This is a genomic window from Pseudarthrobacter sp. 01T43 (assembly GCF_056398665.1).
The window spans coordinates 167,079-187,626 of sequence record NZ_JBFTPV010000004.1 but is presented as its reverse complement, the minus strand read 5'-3'; the positions used below and the strand labels follow the sequence as shown (position 1 = coordinate 187,626).

Sequence of the window (20,548 nt, the reverse complement as noted above, 5' to 3'; positions counted from 1 at the left end):
ACAAGCAGGGGCCCACCGCCTGTTGACGGTGGGCCCCTGCATTCCGAGGGAGATTCCATGCTTTCGCTGACCATCGTTGTCCTGGTCACTGCCGCCGCCGGATTCATTATCTGGGCGAATGACAAGCGCCATGCCAGGTACGGTACTGGGTTGCCCGCCGGTGTAGCCGTCGCCGTGGGCGCGCTCAGCTGGATCATCTTCATGACGGCAGGCTTCGGCTACACGCCCGGCCTGACCTGGATCCCCTGGATCCTGCCAATGGCCCTGGGCTCCGCGGCAGCCATTGGTGCTGTCATCTACCTCGGCAGGACCCGCGAACGCCACGACATTCAGCGGCTCACCAGGGCCCTGAAGTTGTAGCCAACGGAGGCAGCCACCGCGGTTAGCGGCCTGACGGCGGCTCCGGCTGGTGGCCTACCTCCGTGCAAAGGCACAGCCGGTTTCCTTGCGCGTCCGTGACCACCACCCAGTCGGGTGCGTGGTCATGGTTCATTAAGGCCCCGGTGGCTGCGGTCTTCTCCAGGACGGGCCCCATTTCGGCGAGACTCCAGTGGACGTCCACGTGGAGCCTGCTGCTGTTGGGCGTCGGTGTTTCCTGAAACCAGACGCTCGGTCCGCGGCCATAAGGATCCACCAGGTCTCCGCCCGCGCCTTTTTTGTAGCCCAGCGCCGCCCGCCATACTTCCCCTATTTCCGCCGGGTCCGCAGTGTCGATACCCAACTCCACCGTCCGGAACAGCCCGGGCTGGGCAGTCGCCCCTGCCCCCGAAGCCGCTTCGGTGGCTGCCGACGCCGCCGCGACGTCCCGCTCCGTGACCTCGCCGCCGGCGTCGTGGGAGGTGTAGCGAATGAACACCCTGTTGTAGCGCCAGTCAAGGTCAGGATGGTGGTTCTGTTCTTCCGCGAGGCGCCCGACGGCGGCAATCAGCTCGAGCGCTGCGGCCGCCGTCGGCGCTTTATAGACCGTGACAAACCCGCCCAGCCGGTACCGCCAGTCGGGCAGCACGGCCAGGGCGGCGTCGAGCCGTTCGCGGGTAAGGACGTCTTGGTTGCCGGCCACAGCGGACTCCCTCGGTTCGTTTCGTGAGCCGTCCCGGCGGGCGGCGGCGGCCGCCGGTCTAGAGGAACTCAGCCCGGTTTTCCATCGCCGATGACGCCAAGGCGTGCTCGCGGCGCGGTATCCTGCCGGCCGCTTTCGCCAGCCTACCGGCGATCACCGCGTGCTTGAAGGCTGCCCCCATGAGCGCGGGGTTCTGTGCACGTGTCACTGCTGTGGCCAGCAGCACAGCATCGCAGCCCAACTCCATGGCCAGCGCCGCATCCGACGCCGTGCCGATGCCGGCGTCCAGCACCACCGGCACTGAAGCGCGCGAGACGATCAGTTCGATGTTGTGCGGGTTGAGTATCCCCAGGCCGGTGCCGATCGGGGCCCCGAGCGGCATCACCGCGGTGGCACCCAGGTTCTCCAGTCGCAGCGCCAGCACGGGGTCGTCGTTGGTGTAGGCGAACACTTTGAAGCCCCGGTTCACGAGCTGTTCGGTAGCGTCCACGAGCTCGACGGCGTCCGGCAGCAGCGTCTGTTCGTCGGCGATGACTTCCAGCTTGACCCAGTCCGTTTCCAGGGCTTCGCGGGCCAGCTCGGCCGTCATGACAGCGTCGCGGGCGGTAAAACAGCCAGCGGTGTTGGGCAGGACCCGGATTCCATGGTCCACCAGGAGTTGGAAGAGCGAGCCGGACTCGGCGGGCGAGTATCGCCTCATCGCCACGGTGGTGAGCTCCGTCCCGGACGCCAGCAGGGCGGCGCCCAGGCCGTCCAGGCTGGGAGCTCCACCGGTGCCCATGATGAGGCGGGAACCAAGTTCCACGCCGTCGATGACAAACCGGTCGGTATCCACCGAGGTGGTCCCGGTGCTGATGTTGTTCATGACCGTCATGGTGTCAGCCTCCCTGTACTGCCGTGACCAGTTCGACGCTGTCCCCGTCGGCGAGCGTCGTGACGAACCACTGGCTGCGCGGTACCACTTCTGAGTTGTGGGCAACGGCGACGCCGAGTTTCTGCCCGTCCGCGGCCTGGCCGTTGGCGGCGAGGGTACGGCCGGTGATCTGGCTGACCAGGGTGGTGATGGAGGCATCGCAGGGCACGGCATGGGGCGAGCCGTTGAGGGTGATGTTCATGCTGTTTCCTTCGTGAATTGAAACGTGGCTTGGGGCTGGGTGGAAAACCTGTCCGGGTTGAGGGCCTGCCATCGCGGATCTTCGCGGCCGTCCAGCAGGTCGCGGCAGATAACTGCGGCTGCCGGAGACAGCAACACGCCGTGGCGGTAGAAACCGGTCGCGATAATCAGCCCCGGAATATGTCCTGAGCCAGGAGCAGGCACGCGGCCCAGCAGCGGCGCGTTGTCCGGAGTCGCGGGACGCGCCCTCGTGGTGCATTCGAGGAGCTCCAGCTCGGCGACGGCGGGCAGCAGGACCTGAGCGTCACGCAGTAATTGGTACACGCCGCCTGCCGAGACGGCACGGCCGCCTGCCGTGGTATCCCCTGCTTCGGGCAGTGCGTCCTCGCGCTGGGTTGCGCCGATCACCACCGTGCCGTCCTGCCGGGGCACGATGTAGACCGGCACGCCGTGGACCATGCCCCGGACGGTGGACGTCACCAACGGGCGCAGGTGCCGGGGAACGCCGAGCCGCAGGATGTCGCCGTAGACGGGCCTCAGGGGGAGCCGCATCCAGTCCGGCAGGCCTCCCAGGGCAGCCGCCTGAAGGCCGTTGGCCACGATGGTCTCCCCCGCCAGGACTGTTCCGCCACTGGCCAGTTTCACCCCGCTGACGCGGCCGTCCTCCCACAGGAGCGCGGTGGCGCGGTGATCAACGGCGAACCCTCGGCTGGCGCCGTCCACGGCGGTCCCTGCGCCCGGTCGGTGGCTGGCCAGGACTTCCCGCAAAGATGCGATCAGCCTGCGCGGGTCCACCTGGTGGTCCGCCGGAATGTCCAGGGCACAGGAAATGGCCGGACTGAGCAGCGGTTCCCTGCCCCTCGCTTCCCGGACCGTCAGCGGCTCCACCAGCAGTCCGTTGGCCTGTTGGACGGCCCTGAGGTCCATCAGTGCCCGACGGTCCGCTGCGTCGGCACCGACGGCGAGGGTCGGCGTCGTAAGGTAGCCAAAATCCCCTGCCCCGGCCTCGGCGAGGCCGGCCGCGAAGGCAGGCCACAGGTGCGAGGACTCAAGCATCAGCTCCAGCAGGCCTTCCTCCTGGTAGTGCAGCTCGCTGACAGGGGCGAGCATGCCGGCGGCCGCCCAGCTGGCCCCTGAACCCGGTTCGTCATCGATCACCACCACGGACCGGCCGGAGAGTCGCGCCTCCCAGGCGATGCAGTGGCCAATGACTCCGCCCCCGATCACCGCCACGTCGGCGTGCAGGACGGTGGGGCTGTCCAGTCCACAGCTCGTGGCAGTGTCAGGTGTGCTGGCGGGCGCGCCGCCGGATGGGGGGACCATGTGATTCCTTCCCTACGCCGGTACTAGCCGGATCAGGTCAAGCGGTCGGCTTTGATGCCCTCTCAGCCCGGCCGCTTTGTGACGGCTGCAACGGGCTCCCGCAGTACTCGCCCAGTTTAGGGGAACTATGGTGGTTTTTATGAACGTGTCTTCCATCCCCAGCATCCTCCCCAGCCCCACCATCCAGGAACCCGGCGCCGGCCTGCCCCCCGGCGCCAGGCTGTACCTGTGCACCGACGCCCGCCGCGACCGCGGGGACTTTGCAGAGTTTGTGGACGCGGCGTTTGCCGGCGGCGTGGACATCATCCAGCTCAGGGACAAGGGCATCGAGGCCGCCGAGGAGCTGGAACTGCTGACGGTCCTTCAGGCGGCCGCCGCCCGCCACGGACGGCTCTGGGCGGTCAATGACCGCGCCGACATCGCCATGCTGTCCGGCGCGCCGGTCTTCCACATCGGTCAGAAGGACCTGCCCGTGGCCTCCGCACGCACACTACTCGGGGCCGGTGCTGTGGTGGGGCTTTCCACCCACACCACTGAACAGGTGGAAGGCGCCATCCGGTTGTCGTCCTCGGTGACTGCCGACGGCGGCCTCGACTACTTCTGCGTGGGACCGGTCTGGGCCACCCCCACCAAACCTGGCCGGGCCGCCGTCGGCCTTGACCTCGTGCGGTACGCAGCGGACGCCGTTGGTGCCACCGGCACCCAGGCCGCGTTGCCCTGGTTCGCGATCGGCGGGATTGACCTGGACAACGTCGAGCAGGTGGTGGCGGCAGGTGCCAGCAGGATCGTTGTGGTCCGCGCTATTACGGAAGCCTCGGATCCCGCCGCGGCGGCCAGGGCACTCCTCGCCGCCTTGGATGCCGGCGCTGCCTAGGAATCCAGCCCTCAGCTGGGCGGGCCGTGCACGTTCCCGGGAAATCGGGCTAATCTGACTTTTGTGTCCCATCATCGGTTGGCCCCCAACGTCCACGAGAAGACCAACGCCCTCGCGGCAGCCCTGAGTGCCCTGCGGACCGAGCTGGAATTGCCGGGGCCTTACCCGGCCGAGGCGGTCCGCGACGCCGAGGAGGCCGTGGCAGCCCATCAGCTGCCGCCCTCCGACCTGACGGAGGTTGAGTTCCTGACCATCGATCCGGCGTCGTCCACGGACCTTGACCAGGCGCTGTTCATCGAGCGTTCCGACGCCGGCTACCGGGTCCTGTACGCCATCGCGGACGTGCCCTCCTTTGTCCGCCCCGGCGGGAACCTGGACGCCGAAACCCGCCGCCGCGGCCAGACGTTCTACGCCCCGGACGGCCGAATACCGCTGCACCCCGAGGTCATCAGCGAGGAGGCGGGCAGCCTGCTTGCCGATCAGCTGTGTGCCGCGTTTGTCTGGGAATTCGGGCTCGACGACGCCGCCCACGTTGGCAGCGTGTCCGTCCAGCGGGCAACCATCCGCAGCCGGTCCAAATTGGACTATAAGGGTGTCCAGGCCGAGATCGACGCCGGAACAGCCAACCCCGTGCTGCACCTCCTGAAGGAAGTGGGGCTCAAGCGTGTTGAACTGGAACGCCAGCGCGGCGGCGCCAGCCTGAACATGCCGGAGCAAGAAATCGTCCAACTGCCCGACGGCGGCTACCGGATTGCCGCGGCGCCCCAGCTTCCGGTGGAGGACTGGAATGCCCAGATTTCGCTGATGACCGGAATGGCGGCGGCGGACATGATGCTGGCGGGGAAGGTTGGCATCCTTCGAACCATGCCCGCCCCGGACGAGCGTTCCCTCAGGCATTTCCGGCTCCAGACGGTGGCCCTCGGCAAGGCGTGGGACGGGAAGATCAGCTACGGCGAGTACCTCCGCAGCCTCGACCCCACCGAGCCCCGGCAACTGGCCATCATGCATTCCGCGGGTATGCTCTTCCGCGGAGCCAGCTACACCGCCTTTGACGGCACCGTCCCCGAAGCTGCCATCCAGTCGGCCATCGGCGCTGCCTACGCCCACACCACGGCTCCCCTCCGGCGGCTTATTGACAGGTTCGTCCTGGTGATCTGCGAAGCCCTGAGCAATGGCAAGCCGGTCCCCGACTGGGCGCGGGAAGCGTTGCCCACCCTGCCGGAAATCATGGCCGCCTCTGACCAGCTGGCAAGCCGGATGGAACGCATGGCGCTGGACACCGTGGAAGCTGCCCTCCTGGTCAACCACATCGGCCAGGAGTTTGATGCGATTGTCATTTCCGGGTCCAAGCCGCAGAAGGAGAACGGCAACGCCGCCAAGAACGGGAACGGGAAGAACGGGGCCGCCAAGAACGGCAACGGCCCCTCAGGGATCGTCCAGATCGCCGAGCCGGCCGTGACAGCCCGGTGCGCCGGCGACCTGGAATCCGGTACCAAGGTCCGGGTGCGCCTGATCTCCTCCGATATTGCCGCCCGTGAGGTCCACTTCGAGCTCCTGGTCTGAATTGCCTGCCCCTGCTTCAAGGGCCAAAAGCCGGGTTTCGGGGTCCGTGCAGCTAGACTGGGAAAGTAGATATGGATGCCCGGTCGTTGATTTCCTTGATTTTGAATTCAACAAGCCCGCCCCTACGCGATCTTGAGACAGACCCGCTGGTCACCAGTGCCAGCATTTAGATAGCCCGCGATCGGCTTCCACTGGATTGCTTGCGCGCCCGAGCGTGCTCCGGAGCGGCCACGTTGGCCGGTCCGTTGAGCAGGCAGCGCCAATGCCCAAATGAATAAGGAAACTCACCTGTGAGTGAATTGCATACCCACCAGCTCCTGACGGACGATTCCGGCATCGAAACGATCGATCCTGAAGAGACCATCATCTCCGACGAGAAGCCACACGAAATCGCGGAGAAGTCCTTCGCCGATTACAACGTCCGCGCCGACATCGTCGAGTCCCTGGCCGACGCCGGGATCACCCACCCGTTCCCCATCCAGGCCATGACCCTGCCGGTGGCGCTTTCGGGCCACGACATCATTGGCCAGGCCAAGACCGGCACGGGCAAGACCCTCGGCTTCGGCATCCCTGCGCTGCAGCGCGTCGTGGGGCCGGACGATGCCGGTTTCGACAAGCTCGCCGTTCCCGGTGCACCGCAGGCCTTGGTCATTGTGCCCACCCGCGAGCTGGCCGTCCAGGTAGCCAACGACCTCCAGACCGCCTCCCTGAAGCGCAACGCGCGTATCACCACCATCTACGGCGGCCGCGCCTACGAGCCCCAGGTGGAGGCCCTGCAGAAGGGCGTCGAGATCGTGGTCGGAACCCCCGGCCGCCTGATCGACCTGTACAAGCAGAAGCACCTGAGCCTCAAGAACGTCAAGATCGTCATCCTCGATGAAGCCGACGAAATGCTTGACCTGGGCTTCCTGCCCGACGTGGAGACGCTGATCGCCGGCACCCCCGCCGTCCGCCAGACGCTCCTGTTCTCCGCCACCATGCCCGGCCCGGTCATTGCCATGGCCCGCCGCTACATGACGCAGCCCACCCACATCCGCGCGGCCGATCCCGACGACGAGGGCCTCACCAAGCGCGACATCCGCCAGCTCATCTACCGCGCCCACAGCATGGACAAGGTTGAAGTTGTTGCCCGCATCCTGCAGGCACGGGGCCGCGGCCGCACCATCATCTTCACCAAGACCAAGCGCACGGCCGCGAAGGTGGCAGAGGAACTGGTGGACCGCGGCTTCGCAGCCGCCGCCATCCACGGCGACCTCGGCCAGGGCGCCCGCGAGCAGGCCCTCCGGGCCTTCCGCAACAACAAGGTGGACGTTCTGGTGGCCACCGACGTCGCCGCCCGCGGCATCGACGTTGACGACGTCACGCACGTGATCAACTACCAGTGCGTTGAGGACGAAAAGATCTATCTGCACCGTGTCGGCCGCACCGGCCGGGCCGGCAACAAGGGCACAGCCGTGACCTTCGTTGACTGGGATGACATGCCACGCTGGGGCCTGATCAACAAGGCCCTGGGCCTGAGCTACCCGGAACCGGTGGAGACGTACTCGTCCTCCCCGCACCTGTATGAAGAGCTGGACATTCCGGAAGGCACCAAGGGCCGGTTGCCCCGCAACAAGCGCACCCTCGCGGGTGTTGACGCCGAAGTCCTGGAGGACCTGGGCGAGACCGGCAAGAAGAACACGCGCGGCAGCGCAAGGGACAGCGGCCGTGACGGCAACCGCGACGCCGGCCGTTCAGGCGGGCGTGAGGGCAGCCGCCGCGGCGGCTCCGAAGGTGGCCGCTCAGGCGAGGGCAGCCGCTCCGGCGAGCGCCGCCGTCGTACGTCCGATGCGGCGACCGCCAGCACCGGGCCCGCCGCCGAACCTGCAGCAGTGGCTACAACCGAAGGCGAAGTGGACCCCCGTGCCCGGCGCAGCCGGACCCGCACCCGCCGCCGCAACGGCGAAGTGGTGGCCGGCGCCGACAACGGCCCGCAGCAGCGCAGCGCAGGGGCTTAACAGCCTCGATGACTGATACCGTCTGGGCGCCGGACGGCAGCAACCTGGTGGTTCACGCGGATAACGCGGAGTTCCTCCCGTCGCTGCCGGACGGCGCCTTCACACTCATTTACGTGGACCCCCCGTTCAACACCGGCAGGGCCCAGCAGCGCCAGGAAACCCGGATGGTGCTTAACACTGACGGCGACGGCGACCGCGTGGGCTTCAAGGGCCGCTCCTACGACACCATCAAGGGGGCCCTGCACCGGTACGATGACGCGTTCAGCGATTACTGGGCCTTTTTGGAGCCCCGGCTCGTGGAGGCCTGGCGGCTGTTGGCTGACGACGGGACGCTCTACCTCCACCTGGATTACCGGGAAGTCCATTACGCCAAGGTGATGCTGGATGCCATCTTCGGCCGCGAATGCTTCCTGAACGAGATCATCTGGGCCTACGACTATGGTGCGCGCGCCAAATACCGCTGGCCCACCAAGCACGACAACATCCTGGTGTACGTCAAGAACCCGGCCAAGTACCACTTCGACAGCGCGGAGGTGGACCGGGAGCCCTACATGGCTCCAGGCCTGGTGACGCCTGCCAAACGGGAACTCGGGAAGCTGCCCACCGACGTCTGGTGGCACACCATCGTCTCCCCCACCGGCAAGGAAAAGACAGGCTACCCCACACAGAAGCCCGAGGGCCTCATCCGGCGTGTGGTGGCCGCCTCAAGCCGGCCCGGTGACTGGTGCCTGGACTTCTTCGCCGGTTCCGGAACCCTCGGCGCCGTCGCGGCCAAGTTGGACCGGAAATTCGTGTGCGTGGACCAGAACCAGCCTGCCATCGAGGTCATGGCCAAGCGGTTGGGTGCCAAAGCCACCTTTACGTCCTTCCCACCCAACTAGGTAGCAGCAGATGTCGCTACGGCGGCTGATAAGGACATCTGCTGCGACCTACCTGGGGATGCGGGCGCTGGTCAGGGGCGGACGACGGCGGTGCCCGTGCCGAGCTCCTCGATGCGGGCCAGCACCTCGGGTGCTGTGAGGTTCTCGCCCAGCAGATTCGGTTTGCCCGTGCCGTGGTAGTCGGAGGACCCCGTGATCAGCAGGTGGTGCTTCGCGGCGAGTTTCCGCAGGAAGTCGCGGCCCTCCGCCGGGTTGTCACGGTGGTCGATCTCCAGGCCCACCAGGCCGGCGTCGATCATGTCCCGGTAGGTGGGCTCCCCCACGATCCGTCCGCGCGAGGACGCCACGGGATGGGCGAAGACTGGGACGCCGCCTGCCGCCCGGACGAGTTCGACGGCGGTTGCCGGGTCGGGTGCGTAGTGCTGGACAAAGTAGCGCGACCGCGAGGTGAGGATGGACGCGAAGGCTTCCGAACGGTCCGAAACCACCCCGGCCGCCACGAGGGCGTCGGCGATGTGCGGGCGCCCCAGCGTGGCCCCGGGAGCGACGTGGTGAATGACGTCGTCCCAGGTCAGCGGGTAGTCCTCGGCGAGGAGGGTCACCATGCGTTCGGCCCGGGTGAGGCGCGCGTCCTTGGACTTGGTGATTTCCTCAAGCAGTCCCGGATGGGCAGGATCGTGCAGGTAGCTCAGCAGATGCACGCTGATGCCCTGCGCTGTCCGGCAGGAAACCTCCATTCCCGGGACCAGTGCAACACCGTGAGCCAATGCCGCTCGTGACGCTTCAGCCCAGCCGTCCGTGGAGTCATGGTCGGTCAGGGCCACGACGTCCAGGCCGGCCCGGGCTGCCGAGGCCATCACGTCAGCGGGGGTTTCCGTGCCATCGGAAACGTTGGAGTGGGCATGCAGGTCAATCCTCACCTGCCCAGCCTAGTTGACCCGTCCGCCCGGGTATTGGTTCCGTTGTCGCACATGTCCGGCCGCTGGTGAGACGATGGTGCCGTGAACGATGCCGAAAACACCCTAAACTCTGCCTCCCAGCCCCTCGATGAGCGCGTCAACAACCGCTCGCAGCGGCCCAGTTCCGATGCCTTCAAGGCGTTTATGGCCAGCAACTGGGCGCCCACCGGCCAGCAGTTGCCGGCCCGCGACGCCGTGGCGGACTACGCCGCGGCCAGGCGCAAAGCCATTTCCGACCAGTTCAAAGGCGAACGCCTGGTCATCCCCGCAGGCCCGCTCAAAGTCCGGTCCAACGACTGCGATTACCGTTTCCGCCCCCACTCGGGCTTCGCCCACCTGACCGGCCTCGGCCTGGACCACGAGCCGGATGCCGTGCTCATCCTGGAGCCGGCAGGGGAAGGAAAGGGCGACGACGGCGGGCACCACCGCGCCACCCTCTACTTCCGTCCGCTCGCGGGACGGGATACAGAACAGTTCTACGCCGACTCACGGTCCGGTGAATTCTGGATCGGCGCCCGCCCCACGCTCGCCGAGTTCGAGGCCCGCCTGGGCCTGGCCACTGCGCACATTGATGCACTCGAAACAGCGATCACCAAGAACGTGGGCGCTCCCGAGATCGGCGGCATCTCCATCCGGCTGGTCCGCAAGGTCGATGAGAACATCGACGCACTCGTGGATACGGCCCGCTACAACACCGCGAAGGATCCGCACAATCTGGACCTCGCAGTCCTGGATACTTTGGACGAGAAGCTTTCCGAGGCCTTGTCCGAGCTCCGGCTCCTCAAGGACGACTGGGAAATCGAACAGATGAAGACGGCCGTGGCAGCCACCGCTGAGGGCTTTGTTGAAGTGGTCAAGTCCCTTCCGCGGGCACTGACGCACGCCCGCGGCGAACGTGTGGTGGAGGGTGCGTTCTTTGCCCGGGCCCGCGAAGTGGGCAACGAACTGGGCTACGACACCATCGCCGCCGCCGGGAACAACGCCACGGTGCTGCACTGGAACCGCAACACGGGCCGGATCAACGCGGGCGAGCTGCTGCTCCTGGATGCCGGCGTCGAAGCCGATTCCCTGTACACCGCCGATGTCACCCGGACCCTGCCTGCCAATGGCACGTTTACCGATATCCAGCGCAGAGTCTATGAAGCTGTCCTTGACGCCGCCGATGCTGGGTTCGCCGCCGCCCAGCCAGGCACCAAGTTCCGGGACATCCACACTGCCGCCACCACGGTACTGGCTGAACGGCTCGCCGAGTGGGGGCTGCTGCCGGTCAGCGTTGAGGAAGCCATCCGTCCTGAAGGCCAGCAACACCGCCGCTGGATGCCCCACGGCACCAGCCACCATTTGGGCCTCGACGTCCACGACTGCGCGCAGGCCAAACGCGAGCTTTACCTCGACGGCGTCCTCACCGCAGGCATGGTCTTCACCATCGAGCCCGGCCTGTACTTCAAGAACGAAGACCTGGCCATCCCTGCCGAGTACCGCGGCATCGGGGTGCGGATCGAGGACGACATCCTGATGACGGCCGACGGTCCGGTCAACCTCAGCGCCGAACTCCCCCGAAAGGCTGCCGACGTCGAATCCTGGATGGCAGGCATCTACGCCGACATGGAGCACAGCGTCGGGCACGGAGGCGCAATCTGACGGGAGGCGGCGGCCTTGCCACCGGCCCGGCAAGGCACCCCGATCCATGGTGAAGCTCTGGTAACAGTTTTTGGCAATCGCTTGCCAAGGATTGACTCCGGTGAATACGCTGGCCGCGGAGAACGAAAACCATAGACTGTGATCTAAGTCTCGGGTCTCTGCCGCAACGTATGTCTTCAAAGGAGAAGTCTCATGGGTATGTCCAAACCACGTCGCCTGGGTGCTGTTGCCGCCGCGACAATTTCCGTCCTGATGCTCGCCGCTTGCGGCGGCTCAGGCGGGTCAGGCGGCACCACCGCCGGTGCCACCGGCGGCAAGGTGGATGGCGCCGGGAAAACGCTCAACGTCCTGATGAACGTGACAGCGCAGTATCCCCAGGAGCAGCAGGCCTGGTTCAAGGAAATGGGCACCAAGTTCAAAGCGGAAACCGGGGCCGACATCCAATGGGAGACGTTCGCCACCGCCAATGACGAGATGACCCGGATCCAGACCTCCGTGGTGTCCGGCCAAGGCCCTGACGTCTACGGGCTGGGCACCACTTTCACTCCCACGGCGTACTCCACCGGGGCGTTCGTGAAGCTCGGTGACAACGAATGGAACCAGCTCGGCGGCAAGGACAAGTTCGTTCCCGCCGCCCTGGGCATTTCCGGCCCGGACAAGGACAACCAGATCGGTATCCCCTTCGTGAGCCGGCCGTTCGTTATGGCTTACAACACCGAACTGCTGGCGGCTGCGGGCATTGCGAAGCCTGCCACCACGTGGGACGAATTCACCGAACAGGCCAAGAAGCTCACTAAGGGCGACCAGTACGGCGTCGCGGTGGCTTACAAGGACAACTTCGATCCGTGGAAGTACATCTGGGGAATGTCCATCCAGGCCGGCAACCCCCTCATTGATGGAAACAAGGTCCGCCTTGACGACCCCATCACCAAGAAGGCCTATGAGACCTACTTCGGTTGGGTGACCAAGGACAAGGTAGTCGACCCCGCTTCTGTTGGCTGGGCTAACCCGCAGGCCCTGGCCGCCTTCGCTGCCGGCAAGGCAGCCTACTTCCCCATGACCTCCCCGCTGTCCATCCCCGCGCTGGACGCCTCTGCAGTCAAGGGCAAGTACAAGTACGCCCTGATGCCCACCGTTCCGCCGGGCCAGACGTCCAATCCTTCCGGCGGCAAGCCCGCTTCGAGCATTCTCTCCGGTGACAACCTCGTGGTGGCCGACTACTCGAAGCAGAAGGACCTCGCCTTTGCGTTCATCAAGATGATCACGGAAAAGGATGTCCAGCTCAACTACTTCAAGGTCTTCGGCCAGCTCCCAGCCAACGCTGACGCCGCGAAGGAACTCTCCAGCAACGAGGTCATTGCGCCGGCCCTTGACTCGGGTGCCAAATCCGTCGCGACGCCGTTCAGCGGCGCCTGGGGCGATGTCCAGTTGTCCCTGACCAACGTGGTGGTGCAGTCCATTCCGGACCTTTCCGCCGGCGCCGTCAGCGATGCGAACCTCGCCCAGCGGCTCAAGGACGAACAGGCCAAGTCGCAGACGGCCTTGGACCGGGCGAAGAAGTAAGACCGACCGGACAACTGCGGAAGGTTACGAAACATGGCAAGCAGCGTTACCGAGCCCCGGCCGTCGGACAGCAGTCCGGCGGCCGGGGCAGCCGCCGGACCAGGCGGGCCCACGCCCCGTGATAAGCGCCGGAAGGGGCTGAGCGAAAAGAACCGGCCGCTGTGGCTGCTGATACCCGGCGGGTTCCTGATGACGCTTGTCATCCTCATCCCGTTGGCCATTGGCATCTGGATGTCCGTGATCGACCTGGACCAGTACAGCCTGCGCCGGTGGGTCAGTGCCGAATTTATCGGCATCCCGAACTATATCGAAGCGGCGACCAGCAGTGATTTGCTCCGCTCGATCTGGCTATCAGTTTCCTTCGCGGTGATCTCCACCCTGGTGACCATCCCCCTGGGGGTGGCGGCCGCCGTCGTCACGCAGAACGCCTACCGGGGCCGCGCCCTGGTGCGTTCGGTCTTCCTGATCCCGTACGTCCTGCCGTCATTCGTGGTGGCGAGCGTATGGCGGACCATGCTTCAGCCGGACGGCATCGTCAACGTGACGCTGACCAACATGGGGATGAACGGCGGACTATGGCTCAACGGGCCCAACTCGTACTGGACACTGGTGTGGGTTGAAATCTGGGCGGCGTGGCCGTTCATCTACCTGCTCGCCCTCTCCGGACTGCAGGCGGTTGACCACGAAGTTCACGAGGCGTCCGCCCTGGACGGGGCGCTCTGGTGGAACAAGCTGCGCTACGTGATCTTTCCCTACTTGAAGGGCCCGGTCTCGCTCGCTTTCCTGCTCGCCACGTTGAACCACATCAATAACTTCACCCTCCCCTACGTGCTGTTTGGCGCACCGGCCCCATCGGACGTGAACGTGCTGCCGATCCTGGTCTACGTCACCAGCTTCCAGAGCTTCCGGTTTGGCCTGAGCGCGGCGATGGCAGTCGTGTCACTGGTGCTGATCGCCATTCCGCTCTTCATCTACCTGCGCGCCGTCAGGCTTGACGTGCACGAGGGAGGAAAGAAATGACCATCGACGCCGCGAACCCGATCGAGCGGAAGGCGAAGCAGCCCATCCGTCGTGATGCCGCTTTGGAAGTCACGCGCCTGATGCCAAGGCCACTGCTGGCCGTCATCACGGTCCTGCTGTGCGCCCTGGTGCTGATCCCCATCCTCTACATCTTCCTGGCTTCGTTGAACACGGACGTGGGCGTGGCCAGCGGCGAATTCTGGCCGAGCAGTTTCTCCTTGGACAGCTACACCAAAATCTGGGACTCAGTTGGCCTGGCGAAGGCCATCGGGAACAGCCTGATCGTTTCCGGTGCCACTGCCGTGGTCTCGGCCTTGATGGCTATCGGGACGGCCTATGTGCTGGTCCGGTTCGAATTCCGCGGGCGGCTGACGGTGCTGCGTGGCTTGCTCGGACTCCAGTCCATCCCTGGAACCCTCATGCTCCTGCCCGTTTTTGTGCTGTTCTCTTCCGCGGGAACCTACCTGGGGGTGACGGTCATTGGAACCCTCTGGGGCCTGTTCATCGCCTATCTGACGTTCGCCCTGCCATTCTCCACGTGGGTGATGGTCACGTACCTCCGGGGACTTCCGCGCGAGCTGGAGGAGGCGGCACGCATCGATGGTGCCTCGAACCTCGGAATCCTGTTCAAGATCATCATTCCGCTCAGCTGGCCCGGAATCATCGTTTCCGCGATCTTTGCCTTCCTGCTCGGCTGGAACGATGTCCTGTTCGCATCGGTCTTCACCCGCCCGGACACCCACACTGCGGCCGTCGCACTACAGGTCTTCGCGTCAGCAGTCGAGGGCGGAGCGATCCCGGTGTATTCGCAGATGATGGCGGCGTCGCTGGTGTGTGCGGTCCCTGTGGTGGTGCTGTACTTCATGTTCCAGAAGTACCTCGTGGGCGGCCTGACAGCCGGCAGCGTCAAATAGCCGGCAGCTGCGCATAGCAGCCAAAAAGAACTCCGTCCGCACCCGAGCGATCGCCAGGTGCGGACGGAGTTCTTTGGCGTGAGGGCCCAGGCAGCACAGACCGGAGCTGCTGACCCGCGTCCGGGCGGCCCCGGCCTAGGGTGTTGGTTCCCCTGAGTCCTTCGGTGAGTCGTTCCGGGCCTGGGGCTCACCTGAAGCAGGCTGCCCTGAGCCTGGGCTGCCTGCAGCAGGCTGATCGCTGACGCGGACCCCATACTGGGGCCGGCCGTCCGGAAGGTCGGGGTAGCGGACGGCCGCAGCGGGCGCTTTCGCCGGCTGCGGTGCACCCTCCGGCTGCATGCCCTGGCCTGATTCTGCGGGCTGGCCGGCGGCCTGGCCCTGGGTGCCGGGAGCCGGAGCGCCTGCGCCCTGCTGACCATAGGGGTCGTTCCAGCCGGCAGGCCGGGCGGGTGCCTGCCCGTGCTGCTGGCCCGGCTGGCCGTACTGCGGCGTCTGGTAGCCCTGCGGGCTGTAGGGAGCGGCGGCCGCGTCCGATCGGGTCATGGGCAGCTGCTGGAGCAGCCGGCGCGCCTCATGGGCGGCTTCCACAGCAACAATAACGTCGTAGTTGGTGGCCACCACCTGGCTGGTGGAAGTGAAGTCCCGCTTACCGCGCTGCATGGCGTACGTGACGATGCCGAACAGCATAAAAAAGGCAGCACCCATCAGGACGGACGCGAGAATGGAGAAGTACCCCGGCGACGGTGCGAAAAAGGACAGCATCACGCCGACGAACAAGCCGAACCACATGCCGCTGAGGGCTCCGGAGAGCGCCACCCGCGGATAGCTGAGGCGGCCGGTCACGCGCTCCACCATCTTGAGTTCGTTGCCCACGATGGAAACCATCTGGACCGGGAATTGCTGGTCGGCGAGGTAGTCCACCGCCTTCTGGGCGTCCAGGTAGGAGGTGTACGAGCCGACCGTGTCACCAGTCGGAACCATGCGGGCGTCGTCCGGCCCGGTGGGACCGCCGGCCTTGGGAGCACCAAAAATGTTTGACATACACCCATTGTTGCCTATCTGCATGTGCGCCGCCTGTAGATTCAGCTAAAAGAGAGCAGACTCGGTAGCCTGTAAACGTGAGCACAAATCTTTCGCGCGTCTTTGTGGCCCGCCTACTGGGTCTTGACGTCTTCGACCCCTTGGGCGACCGCCTGGGGCGCCTGCGCGATGTTGTGGTGCTCTCCCGCGGCAGCCGGGGCGCCCCGCACGTGGTGGGCATCGTCGTCGAAGTTCCCGGCAAGAAACGCGTCTTTGTGCCGATGACCCGCATTACCTCGATCGACCAGACGCAGATCATCTCCACGGGACTGGTCAACCTGCGCCGGTTTGAGCAGCGCGGCGCCGAGACCCTGGTAGTCGCGGAAATGTTCGATCGCCGCGTCACTCTGCGGGACGGTAGCGGCGACGCCACCATCGAAGACATCGCCATTGACCAGCACCGCTCCCGCGACTGGTTTGTCAGCAAACTTTTCGTCCGCCGTGGCCACTCGCTTTCCCCGCTCAGCCGCTTGCGGCGCAACGAGACCATGATCATCGATTGGGCCGACGCCCTGCAGGGTGCCCGAACCGAGCCGCAGGCGGCCACCCAGTTCGTCGCCAACCACGAGGACCTCAAGCCCGCAGACTTTGCCGACGCCTTGCAGGAGATGAGCGACAAACGCCGTTTCGAGGTTGCCAGCGAACTCCAGGATGAACGGCTCGCCGACGTCCTGCAGGAACTCCCAGAGGACGATCAGGTGGAGATCCTTTCCGCCCTTGATCTCCAGCGTGCAGCCGATGTCCTGGAGGAAATGGATCCGGACGACGCCGCCGACCTCCTGGGCGAGTTGCCTCATGCGCAGGCCGAAGAGCTGCTGCAGCTGATGGAACCTGAAGGGGCCGAGGACGTCCGCCGGCTGCTGGAATATGACGAGGACACGGCCGGCGGCCTGATGACCCCGGTTCCGGTGATCCTGCCGCCGGAGGCTACAGTCGCGGAAGCCCTGGCCCACGTCCGCCGTGAGGAGCTGTCCCCTGCACTGGCCTCATCAATCTTCGTCGCGCGGCCTCCCCTGGAAACCCCCACCGGCCGTTTCCTGGGCGTGGTCCACATCCAGCAACTGCTGAGGTTCCCGCCGTTCGAGCCACTGGGAAACCTTGTGGATAAGAACCTGGAGCCGCTGTCAGACCAAGCCCACATCAGTGAAGTTGCCAGGACCCTGGCAACCTACAACCTGAACTCGCTCCCCGTGGTCAACGACGACGGCCGGCTTGTGGGGGCGGTGACTGTTGATGACGTTTTGGATCATATGTTGCCCGACGACTGGCGAGCCAACGATGGCGAAGTCCCGATAAGAAGACTGGGAGGCCGCATTGGCTGACACCGGCGCCCCCAAGAATCCCGGCCAGCGCGCTATGGCCAAGACTCCGTCCACGGGCGGGTTGGACACACCCCTGAGCGGCCGCCAGCGCATGCTCCCGAAGTTTTCCCCCAACCCCGACGCGTTTGGCCATGCCACGGAAGGCTTTGCCCGGTTTATGGGCACGCCACAGTTCCTGGTTTACATGACCGTGTTCTGCGTTTTCTGGCTGGTCTGGAACACCTTTGCGCCGGAGCAGTGGCAGTTCGACTCGCAGGCGCTGGGCTACACGCTGCTGACCCTCATGCTGTCCCTCCAGGCCTCGTATGCGGCCCCGTTGCTGCTGCTCGCCCAGAACAGGCAGGATGACCGTGACCGCGTGTCACTGCAGCAGGACAGGCAGCGTGCTGAACGCAACCTCTCCGACACTGAGTACCTGACCCGGGAACTTGCCTCCCTGCGGATCGCCCTGCGCGAGGTCGCCACCCGCGACTACGTCCGGGCGGAGCTACGGACCCTTCTTGAGGACATGCTGGAAGCCCAGGAAGAACTCCRCACCCACGATCCTGCCGGGGCCGGCAGCCACGAGTCACCGCGGGAGAAAATAAAGGAAAAGCTGAAGGAAAAGCGTGACAAACAGCGCGCGCCCCGGACGCAACAGGTCCAGAAGGTCAAACCCAGCCATGCCGCCACAGGCCCCGCCGCGGGCGGGGCTACAGATCCGGACCCCGTAATCCCGACGCACATCCCTACCCCCGAAAGCTGAGCCCTGCCCGAATGAGCGCCACCCTGGAGCAGGCAGTCCACGCTGCCCTGGCAACTGTGATAGATCCTGAGCTCCGCCGTCCCATTACGGAACTGGGCATGGTGGATTCGGTTGATATCTCCCCCGATGGATCGGTCAGGCTGGCAGTCCTGCTCACGATCGCCGGGTGTCCGCTGCGGGGCACCATCACGGCCGACACCGAACGGGCACTGTCGGCCGTTCCCGGTGTGACCGCCGTCGAGGTTGAATTGAAGGTGATGAACCAGGCCCAGCGTGATGCGTTGAAGGAGCAGCTGCGCGGGGCCGGGAACCAGCGCGGCATTCCCTTCAACGAGCCCGGGTCGCTGACCAAGGTCTTCGCTGTTGCCAGCGGGAAAGGCGGCGTGGGCAAGTCCTCCCTAACCGTCAACCTGGCCTGTGCCCTCGCCGCGCAGGAGCTCCGCGTTGGCATCGTGGATGCCGACGTCTACGGCTTCTCAGTTCCGGCCATGATGGGCATTACGCAGGCGCCCACCCGGGTGGACGACATGATCCTGCCGCCGGTGGCGTACGGCGTCAAGGTGATCTCCATCGGCATGTTTGTTACCGGGAACCAGCCCGTCGCCTGGCGCGGCCCGATGCTCCACCGCGCCTTGGAGCAGTTCCTGACCGACGTCTACTTCGGTGACCTCGACGCCCTGTTCCTCGACCTGCCGCCCGGCACTGGCGACATCGCGATTTCCGTGGCCCAACTGCTGCCCAAGGCAGAGATCCTGGTGGTCACCACTCCACAGGCCGCGGCAGCCGACGTCGCCGAGCGCGCGGGCGCCATCGCCACCCAAACAGGACAGTCAGTGGCCGGCGTCATCGAGAACATGTCCTACCTGGAAATGCCCGACGGCGGGCGGATGGAACTGTTCGGAAGCGGTGGCGGGGCGATCCTCGCTGAAAGGCTCACTGCGACGGTGGGCGCCGAGGTTCCGCTGCTGGGACAGATCCCGCTGGACATCCTGCTGCGCGAGGGCGGCGACACCGGCGCGCCCATCGTGCTGAGCCGGCCGGAGACGCCGGCCGCCATTGCCTTGAATAGGATTGCCGGAAAACTCGCTGCCAAACCGCGGGGACTGACGGGGCTGAAGCTGGGGTTGCAGCCGCGCTGACGCAACAGCTGAAAAGGAGCGGGGCTAGGTAGCCTCGGAGTCGAACGGGGCGGGCGCGCCCGGCGGCAGGGTCTGGACCACGCGTTCCGGCCGCACCGGTACCCCCGATCCGCTTCCGACGGCTGCAGCGCCCGAGACGGCGGCCACAACGGCGGGCGCCCCTTGGCTAACGGGCTTGGTGTCATCATCCAAGAGGGCCTCCCTGATGATGCGGCGCGGATCGTACTGCCGGGGATCGTACTTCTTCCAGTCGACATCCTCGATGTCGATCCCGACTTCTTCCTTGATCTGCTCGCGCGCACCGGAGGCCATGCGGCGGACTTCTTTGACCAGGTTTGCCAGTTTCTGGGTATATTCCGGCAGCCTTTTGGGACCGATCACCAGGATGCCGATGATCAGCAGCACAAAGAACTCGGGGCCGTTGATTCCAAACACTTTAGGAAGATTACCCTCTCCGAAGCCGCTCTGACGATTCGTGCCCACCGGGCCGAGACAGTGCCATCATTACCCCGCCAGAATCTCCCCGATTTTGAGGATTCCGCGTTCCAGGCGGGCTGCCGGCGATTCGTCACCGGCCGTTGCCGGGTCGGCGCCCGGCCCCGTGCTGGCGCCTGCATCGATGCCTTCCGCGGCGACGGAACTGAGCTGCTCGAGCACCGGAAGGGTGTCATCGGCCTTGCCAGCAGGGAGGTCGGACTCCACGCGGAACGTCCCCTCGGCCGTCGCATAGGTGGCCGTCCAGGGAGCCAGGCTGCTGACCACCAACGCCCCGGTGACTGCTGCCGCCCAGCCGGGATGCTGCTCCACCACGGTTGCGTAGTGCTGCCCGTCGGAGAGGTGCAGCTCCACAGCCGGCAGGCCGTTCAGCGTGACGGCATTGGCACTCCGGATCTGAAAGCCCAGGGACTCGAACCCCGGGCACACCCAACCCTCCGCTCGAAGCGCTGACAGTTGCGGGGCGGTAAGCGCCCCGCCGTCCGCCGGCAGTTGGGCGGCGTGCTGCGTCAGGCTCGCGTGGATGGCCGTGCCCGCCGCGGGAAGAGTGTCCCCTGCCAACGCGAAGGCACTGACGGCAAGGATGCCGGCCGCTGCCGCCGTGCCGCCGGCTGTGAGTGCAAGTGCCCGCGCACCGGGGTGCTGGCTCGGGACCCGCTCCGGAGCGGCGGCCAGGAGTTGGGTCCGGGCCAGCAGTCGGGCTGTCAGGTCGTCGCTGGCTGGCGGCACGGCGGCCTCGCGGAGCCGCTCTATGTATTGGCGTTCGCGCTTGACTGCCGCTGCGCACTCGGCGCAACGCTGAAGATGCTCGGCTCCGCGGTGGTGCCGGCGGACGAAGGGGTTCTGGAGCGTCATGGT

General features: G+C 65.9%; 20 protein-coding genes and 1 riboswitch. Of the genes, 12 read left to right on the top strand and 8 right to left on the bottom strand.

Annotated elements, in window-relative coordinates; translation table 11 throughout:
* Window positions 1-57: 57 nt before the first annotated feature.
* The gene (locus AC1DIM_RS06610; RefSeq protein ID WP_477709692.1) at window positions 58-360 is read left to right on the top strand and encodes a hypothetical protein; all 303 of its coding nucleotides are present in this window, start codon (window positions 58-60) and stop codon (window positions 358-360) included.
* 22 nt (window positions 361-382) lie between these two features.
* On the opposite strand, the gene AC1DIM_RS06605 is transcribed toward AC1DIM_RS06610, so the two are convergent.
* The 4 genes from AC1DIM_RS06605 to thiO all read right to left on the bottom strand — a co-directional run bounded on the left by AC1DIM_RS06605 (window position 383) and on the right by thiO (window position 3,497).
* A complete protein-coding gene (locus tag AC1DIM_RS06605; RefSeq protein ID WP_477709691.1) occupies window positions 383-1,060 on the bottom strand; it encodes a 4a-hydroxytetrahydrobiopterin dehydratase in 678 nt (225 codons plus the stop codon).
* 58 nt (window positions 1,061-1,118) lie between these two features.
* A complete protein-coding gene (locus AC1DIM_RS06600) occupies window positions 1,119-1,934 on the bottom strand; it encodes a thiazole synthase (RefSeq protein WP_477709690.1) in 816 nt (271 codons plus the stop codon).
* Window positions 1,935-1,938: 4 nt separating this feature from the next.
* On the bottom strand, window positions 1,939-2,175 hold the full coding sequence (thiS, locus tag AC1DIM_RS06595) for a sulfur carrier protein ThiS (RefSeq protein ID WP_477709689.1): 237 nt from the start codon (window positions 2,173-2,175) through the stop codon (window positions 1,939-1,941).
* Window positions 2,172-3,497 carry a glycine oxidase ThiO gene (thiO, locus tag AC1DIM_RS06590; RefSeq protein WP_477709688.1) on the bottom strand — a complete coding sequence of 442 codons (1,326 nt, stop codon included), beginning with the start codon at window positions 3,495-3,497 and terminating at the stop codon, window positions 2,172-2,174. The genes thiS and thiO overlap by 4 nt, the downstream gene beginning before the upstream one ends.
* Window positions 3,490-3,609: riboswitch (TPP riboswitch) on the bottom strand. It overlaps the preceding gene by 8 nt.
* A 27-nt stretch (window positions 3,610-3,636) precedes the next feature.
* Here thiO and thiE point away from each other — a divergent pair.
* From thiE to AC1DIM_RS06570, 4 genes are all read left to right on the top strand, one after another.
* Window positions 3,637-4,371: a thiamine phosphate synthase gene (gene thiE / locus AC1DIM_RS06585; RefSeq protein ID WP_477709687.1), complete on the top strand. Its 735-nt coding sequence runs from the start codon at window positions 3,637-3,639 to the stop codon at window positions 4,369-4,371.
* Window positions 4,372-4,434: 63 nt separating this feature from the next.
* On the top strand, window positions 4,435-5,934 hold the full coding sequence (locus AC1DIM_RS06580) for an RNB domain-containing ribonuclease (protein WP_477709686.1): 1,500 nt from the start codon (window positions 4,435-4,437) through the stop codon (window positions 5,932-5,934).
* A gap of 290 nt (window positions 5,935-6,224) precedes the next feature.
* Window positions 6,225-7,931: a DEAD/DEAH box helicase gene (locus AC1DIM_RS06575; RefSeq protein WP_477709685.1), complete on the top strand. Its 1,707-nt coding sequence runs from the start codon at window positions 6,225-6,227 to the stop codon at window positions 7,929-7,931.
* 8 nt (window positions 7,932-7,939) lie between these two features.
* On the top strand, window positions 7,940-8,812 hold the full coding sequence (locus tag AC1DIM_RS06570) for a DNA-methyltransferase (RefSeq protein ID WP_477709684.1): 873 nt from the start codon (window positions 7,940-7,942) through the stop codon (window positions 8,810-8,812).
* Between the two features lie 71 nt (window positions 8,813-8,883).
* Here the strand turns inward: AC1DIM_RS06570 and AC1DIM_RS06565 are convergent, their stop codons facing one another.
* Window positions 8,884-9,732 carry a PHP domain-containing protein gene (locus AC1DIM_RS06565; protein ID WP_477709683.1) on the bottom strand — a complete coding sequence of 283 codons (849 nt, stop codon included), beginning with the start codon at window positions 9,730-9,732 and terminating at the stop codon, window positions 8,884-8,886.
* 81 nt (window positions 9,733-9,813) lie between these two features.
* Between AC1DIM_RS06565 and AC1DIM_RS06560 the strand changes: the two genes are divergently transcribed.
* The 4 genes from AC1DIM_RS06560 (at window position 9,814) to AC1DIM_RS06545 (ending at window position 14,909) form a co-directional block, all read left to right on the top strand.
* The gene (locus AC1DIM_RS06560; RefSeq protein ID WP_477709682.1) at window positions 9,814-11,412 is read left to right on the top strand and encodes an aminopeptidase P family protein; all 1,599 of its coding nucleotides are present in this window, start codon (window positions 9,814-9,816) and stop codon (window positions 11,410-11,412) included.
* 192 nt (window positions 11,413-11,604) lie between these two features.
* Window positions 11,605-12,975 carry a sugar ABC transporter substrate-binding protein gene (locus AC1DIM_RS06555; protein ID WP_477709681.1) on the top strand — a complete coding sequence of 457 codons (1,371 nt, stop codon included), beginning with the start codon at window positions 11,605-11,607 and terminating at the stop codon, window positions 12,973-12,975.
* A 33-nt stretch (window positions 12,976-13,008) separates the two neighbouring features.
* Window positions 13,009-13,995: a carbohydrate ABC transporter permease gene (locus tag AC1DIM_RS06550; protein ID WP_477709680.1), complete on the top strand. Its 987-nt coding sequence runs from the start codon at window positions 13,009-13,011 to the stop codon at window positions 13,993-13,995.
* Window positions 13,996-14,075: 80 nt separating this feature from the next.
* Complete coding sequence (locus AC1DIM_RS06545; RefSeq protein WP_477709792.1) at window positions 14,076-14,909, top strand: carbohydrate ABC transporter permease; 834 nt, start codon at window positions 14,076-14,078, stop codon at window positions 14,907-14,909.
* Window positions 14,910-15,044: 135 nt separating this feature from the next.
* Here the strand turns inward: AC1DIM_RS06545 and AC1DIM_RS06540 are convergent, their stop codons facing one another.
* The gene (locus tag AC1DIM_RS06540) at window positions 15,045-15,950 is read right to left on the bottom strand and encodes a YflT domain-containing protein (RefSeq protein WP_477709679.1); all 906 of its coding nucleotides are present in this window, start codon (window positions 15,948-15,950) and stop codon (window positions 15,045-15,047) included.
* A 77-nt stretch (window positions 15,951-16,027) separates the two neighbouring features.
* Here AC1DIM_RS06540 and AC1DIM_RS06535 point away from each other — a divergent pair, with 77 nt between their 5' ends.
* Genes AC1DIM_RS06535 through AC1DIM_RS06525 form a run of 3 tightly spaced genes read left to right on the top strand, consistent with a single transcriptional unit; the run spans window position 16,028 to window position 19,195 of the window.
* Window positions 16,028-17,311 carry a magnesium transporter MgtE N-terminal domain-containing protein gene (locus AC1DIM_RS06535; RefSeq protein ID WP_477709678.1) on the top strand — a complete coding sequence of 428 codons (1,284 nt, stop codon included), beginning with the start codon at window positions 16,028-16,030 and terminating at the stop codon, window positions 17,309-17,311.
* Window positions 17,312-17,345: 34 nt separating this feature from the next.
* Window positions 17,346-18,056 carry a DUF1003 domain-containing protein gene (locus tag AC1DIM_RS06530; protein ID WP_477709791.1) on the top strand — a complete coding sequence of 237 codons (711 nt, stop codon included), beginning with the start codon at window positions 17,346-17,348 and terminating at the stop codon, window positions 18,054-18,056.
* 11 nt (window positions 18,057-18,067) lie between these two features.
* Window positions 18,068-19,195, top strand: a complete 1,128-nt coding sequence (locus AC1DIM_RS06525; RefSeq protein WP_477709677.1) for an Mrp/NBP35 family ATP-binding protein — start codon at window positions 18,068-18,070, stop codon at window positions 19,193-19,195.
* 24 nt (window positions 19,196-19,219) lie between these two features.
* Here the strand turns inward: AC1DIM_RS06525 and AC1DIM_RS06520 are convergent, their stop codons facing one another.
* Both AC1DIM_RS06520 and AC1DIM_RS06515 read right to left on the bottom strand, forming a co-directional pair.
* Window positions 19,220-19,630 (bottom strand): twin-arginine translocase TatA/TatE family subunit, encoded by a 411-nt coding sequence (locus AC1DIM_RS06520; RefSeq protein WP_477709676.1) that lies wholly within the window; start codon window positions 19,628-19,630, stop codon window positions 19,220-19,222.
* Between the two features lie 69 nt (window positions 19,631-19,699).
* Entirely contained in the window at window positions 19,700-20,545 is an 846-nt protein-coding gene (locus AC1DIM_RS06515; RefSeq protein WP_477709675.1) for an anti-sigma factor, read from the bottom strand.
* Window positions 20,546-20,548: the final 3 nt, after the last annotated feature.

Excerpts from the sequence above, each read along its gene's own strand:
- AC1DIM_RS06540 (WP_477709679.1), bottom strand. The coding sequence starts at position 15,950 with ATGTCAAACATTTTTGGTGCTCCCAAGGCCGGCGGTCCCACCGGGCCG.
- thiS (WP_477709689.1), bottom strand. The coding sequence starts at position 2,175 with ATGAACATCACCCTCAACGGCTCGCCCCATGCCGTGCCCTGCGATGCC.
- AC1DIM_RS06515 (WP_477709675.1), bottom strand. The coding sequence starts at position 20,545 with ATGACGCTCCAGAACCCCTTCGTCCGCCGGCACCACCGCGGAGCCGAG.
- AC1DIM_RS06550 (WP_477709680.1), top strand. The coding sequence starts at position 13,009 with ATGGCAAGCAGCGTTACCGAGCCCCGGCCGTCGGACAGCAGTCCGGCG.
- AC1DIM_RS06525 (WP_477709677.1), top strand. The coding sequence starts at position 18,068 with ATGAGCGCCACCCTGGAGCAGGCAGTCCACGCTGCCCTGGCAACTGTG.
- AC1DIM_RS06600 (WP_477709690.1), bottom strand. The coding sequence starts at position 1,934 with ATGACGGTCATGAACAACATCAGCACCGGGACCACCTCGGTGGATACC.
- AC1DIM_RS06570 (WP_477709684.1), top strand. The coding sequence starts at position 7,940 with ATGACTGATACCGTCTGGGCGCCGGACGGCAGCAACCTGGTGGTTCAC.
- AC1DIM_RS06545 (WP_477709792.1), top strand. The coding sequence starts at position 14,076 with ATGCCAAGGCCACTGCTGGCCGTCATCACGGTCCTGCTGTGCGCCCTG.
- thiO (WP_477709688.1), bottom strand. The coding sequence starts at position 3,497 with ATGGTCCCCCCATCCGGCGGCGCGCCCGCCAGCACACCTGACACTGCC.
- AC1DIM_RS06610 (WP_477709692.1), top strand. The coding sequence starts at position 58 with ATGCTTTCGCTGACCATCGTTGTCCTGGTCACTGCCGCCGCCGGATTC.
- AC1DIM_RS06555 (WP_477709681.1), top strand. The coding sequence starts at position 11,605 with ATGGGTATGTCCAAACCACGTCGCCTGGGTGCTGTTGCCGCCGCGACA.
- thiE (WP_477709687.1), top strand. The coding sequence starts at position 3,637 with ATGAACGTGTCTTCCATCCCCAGCATCCTCCCCAGCCCCACCATCCAG.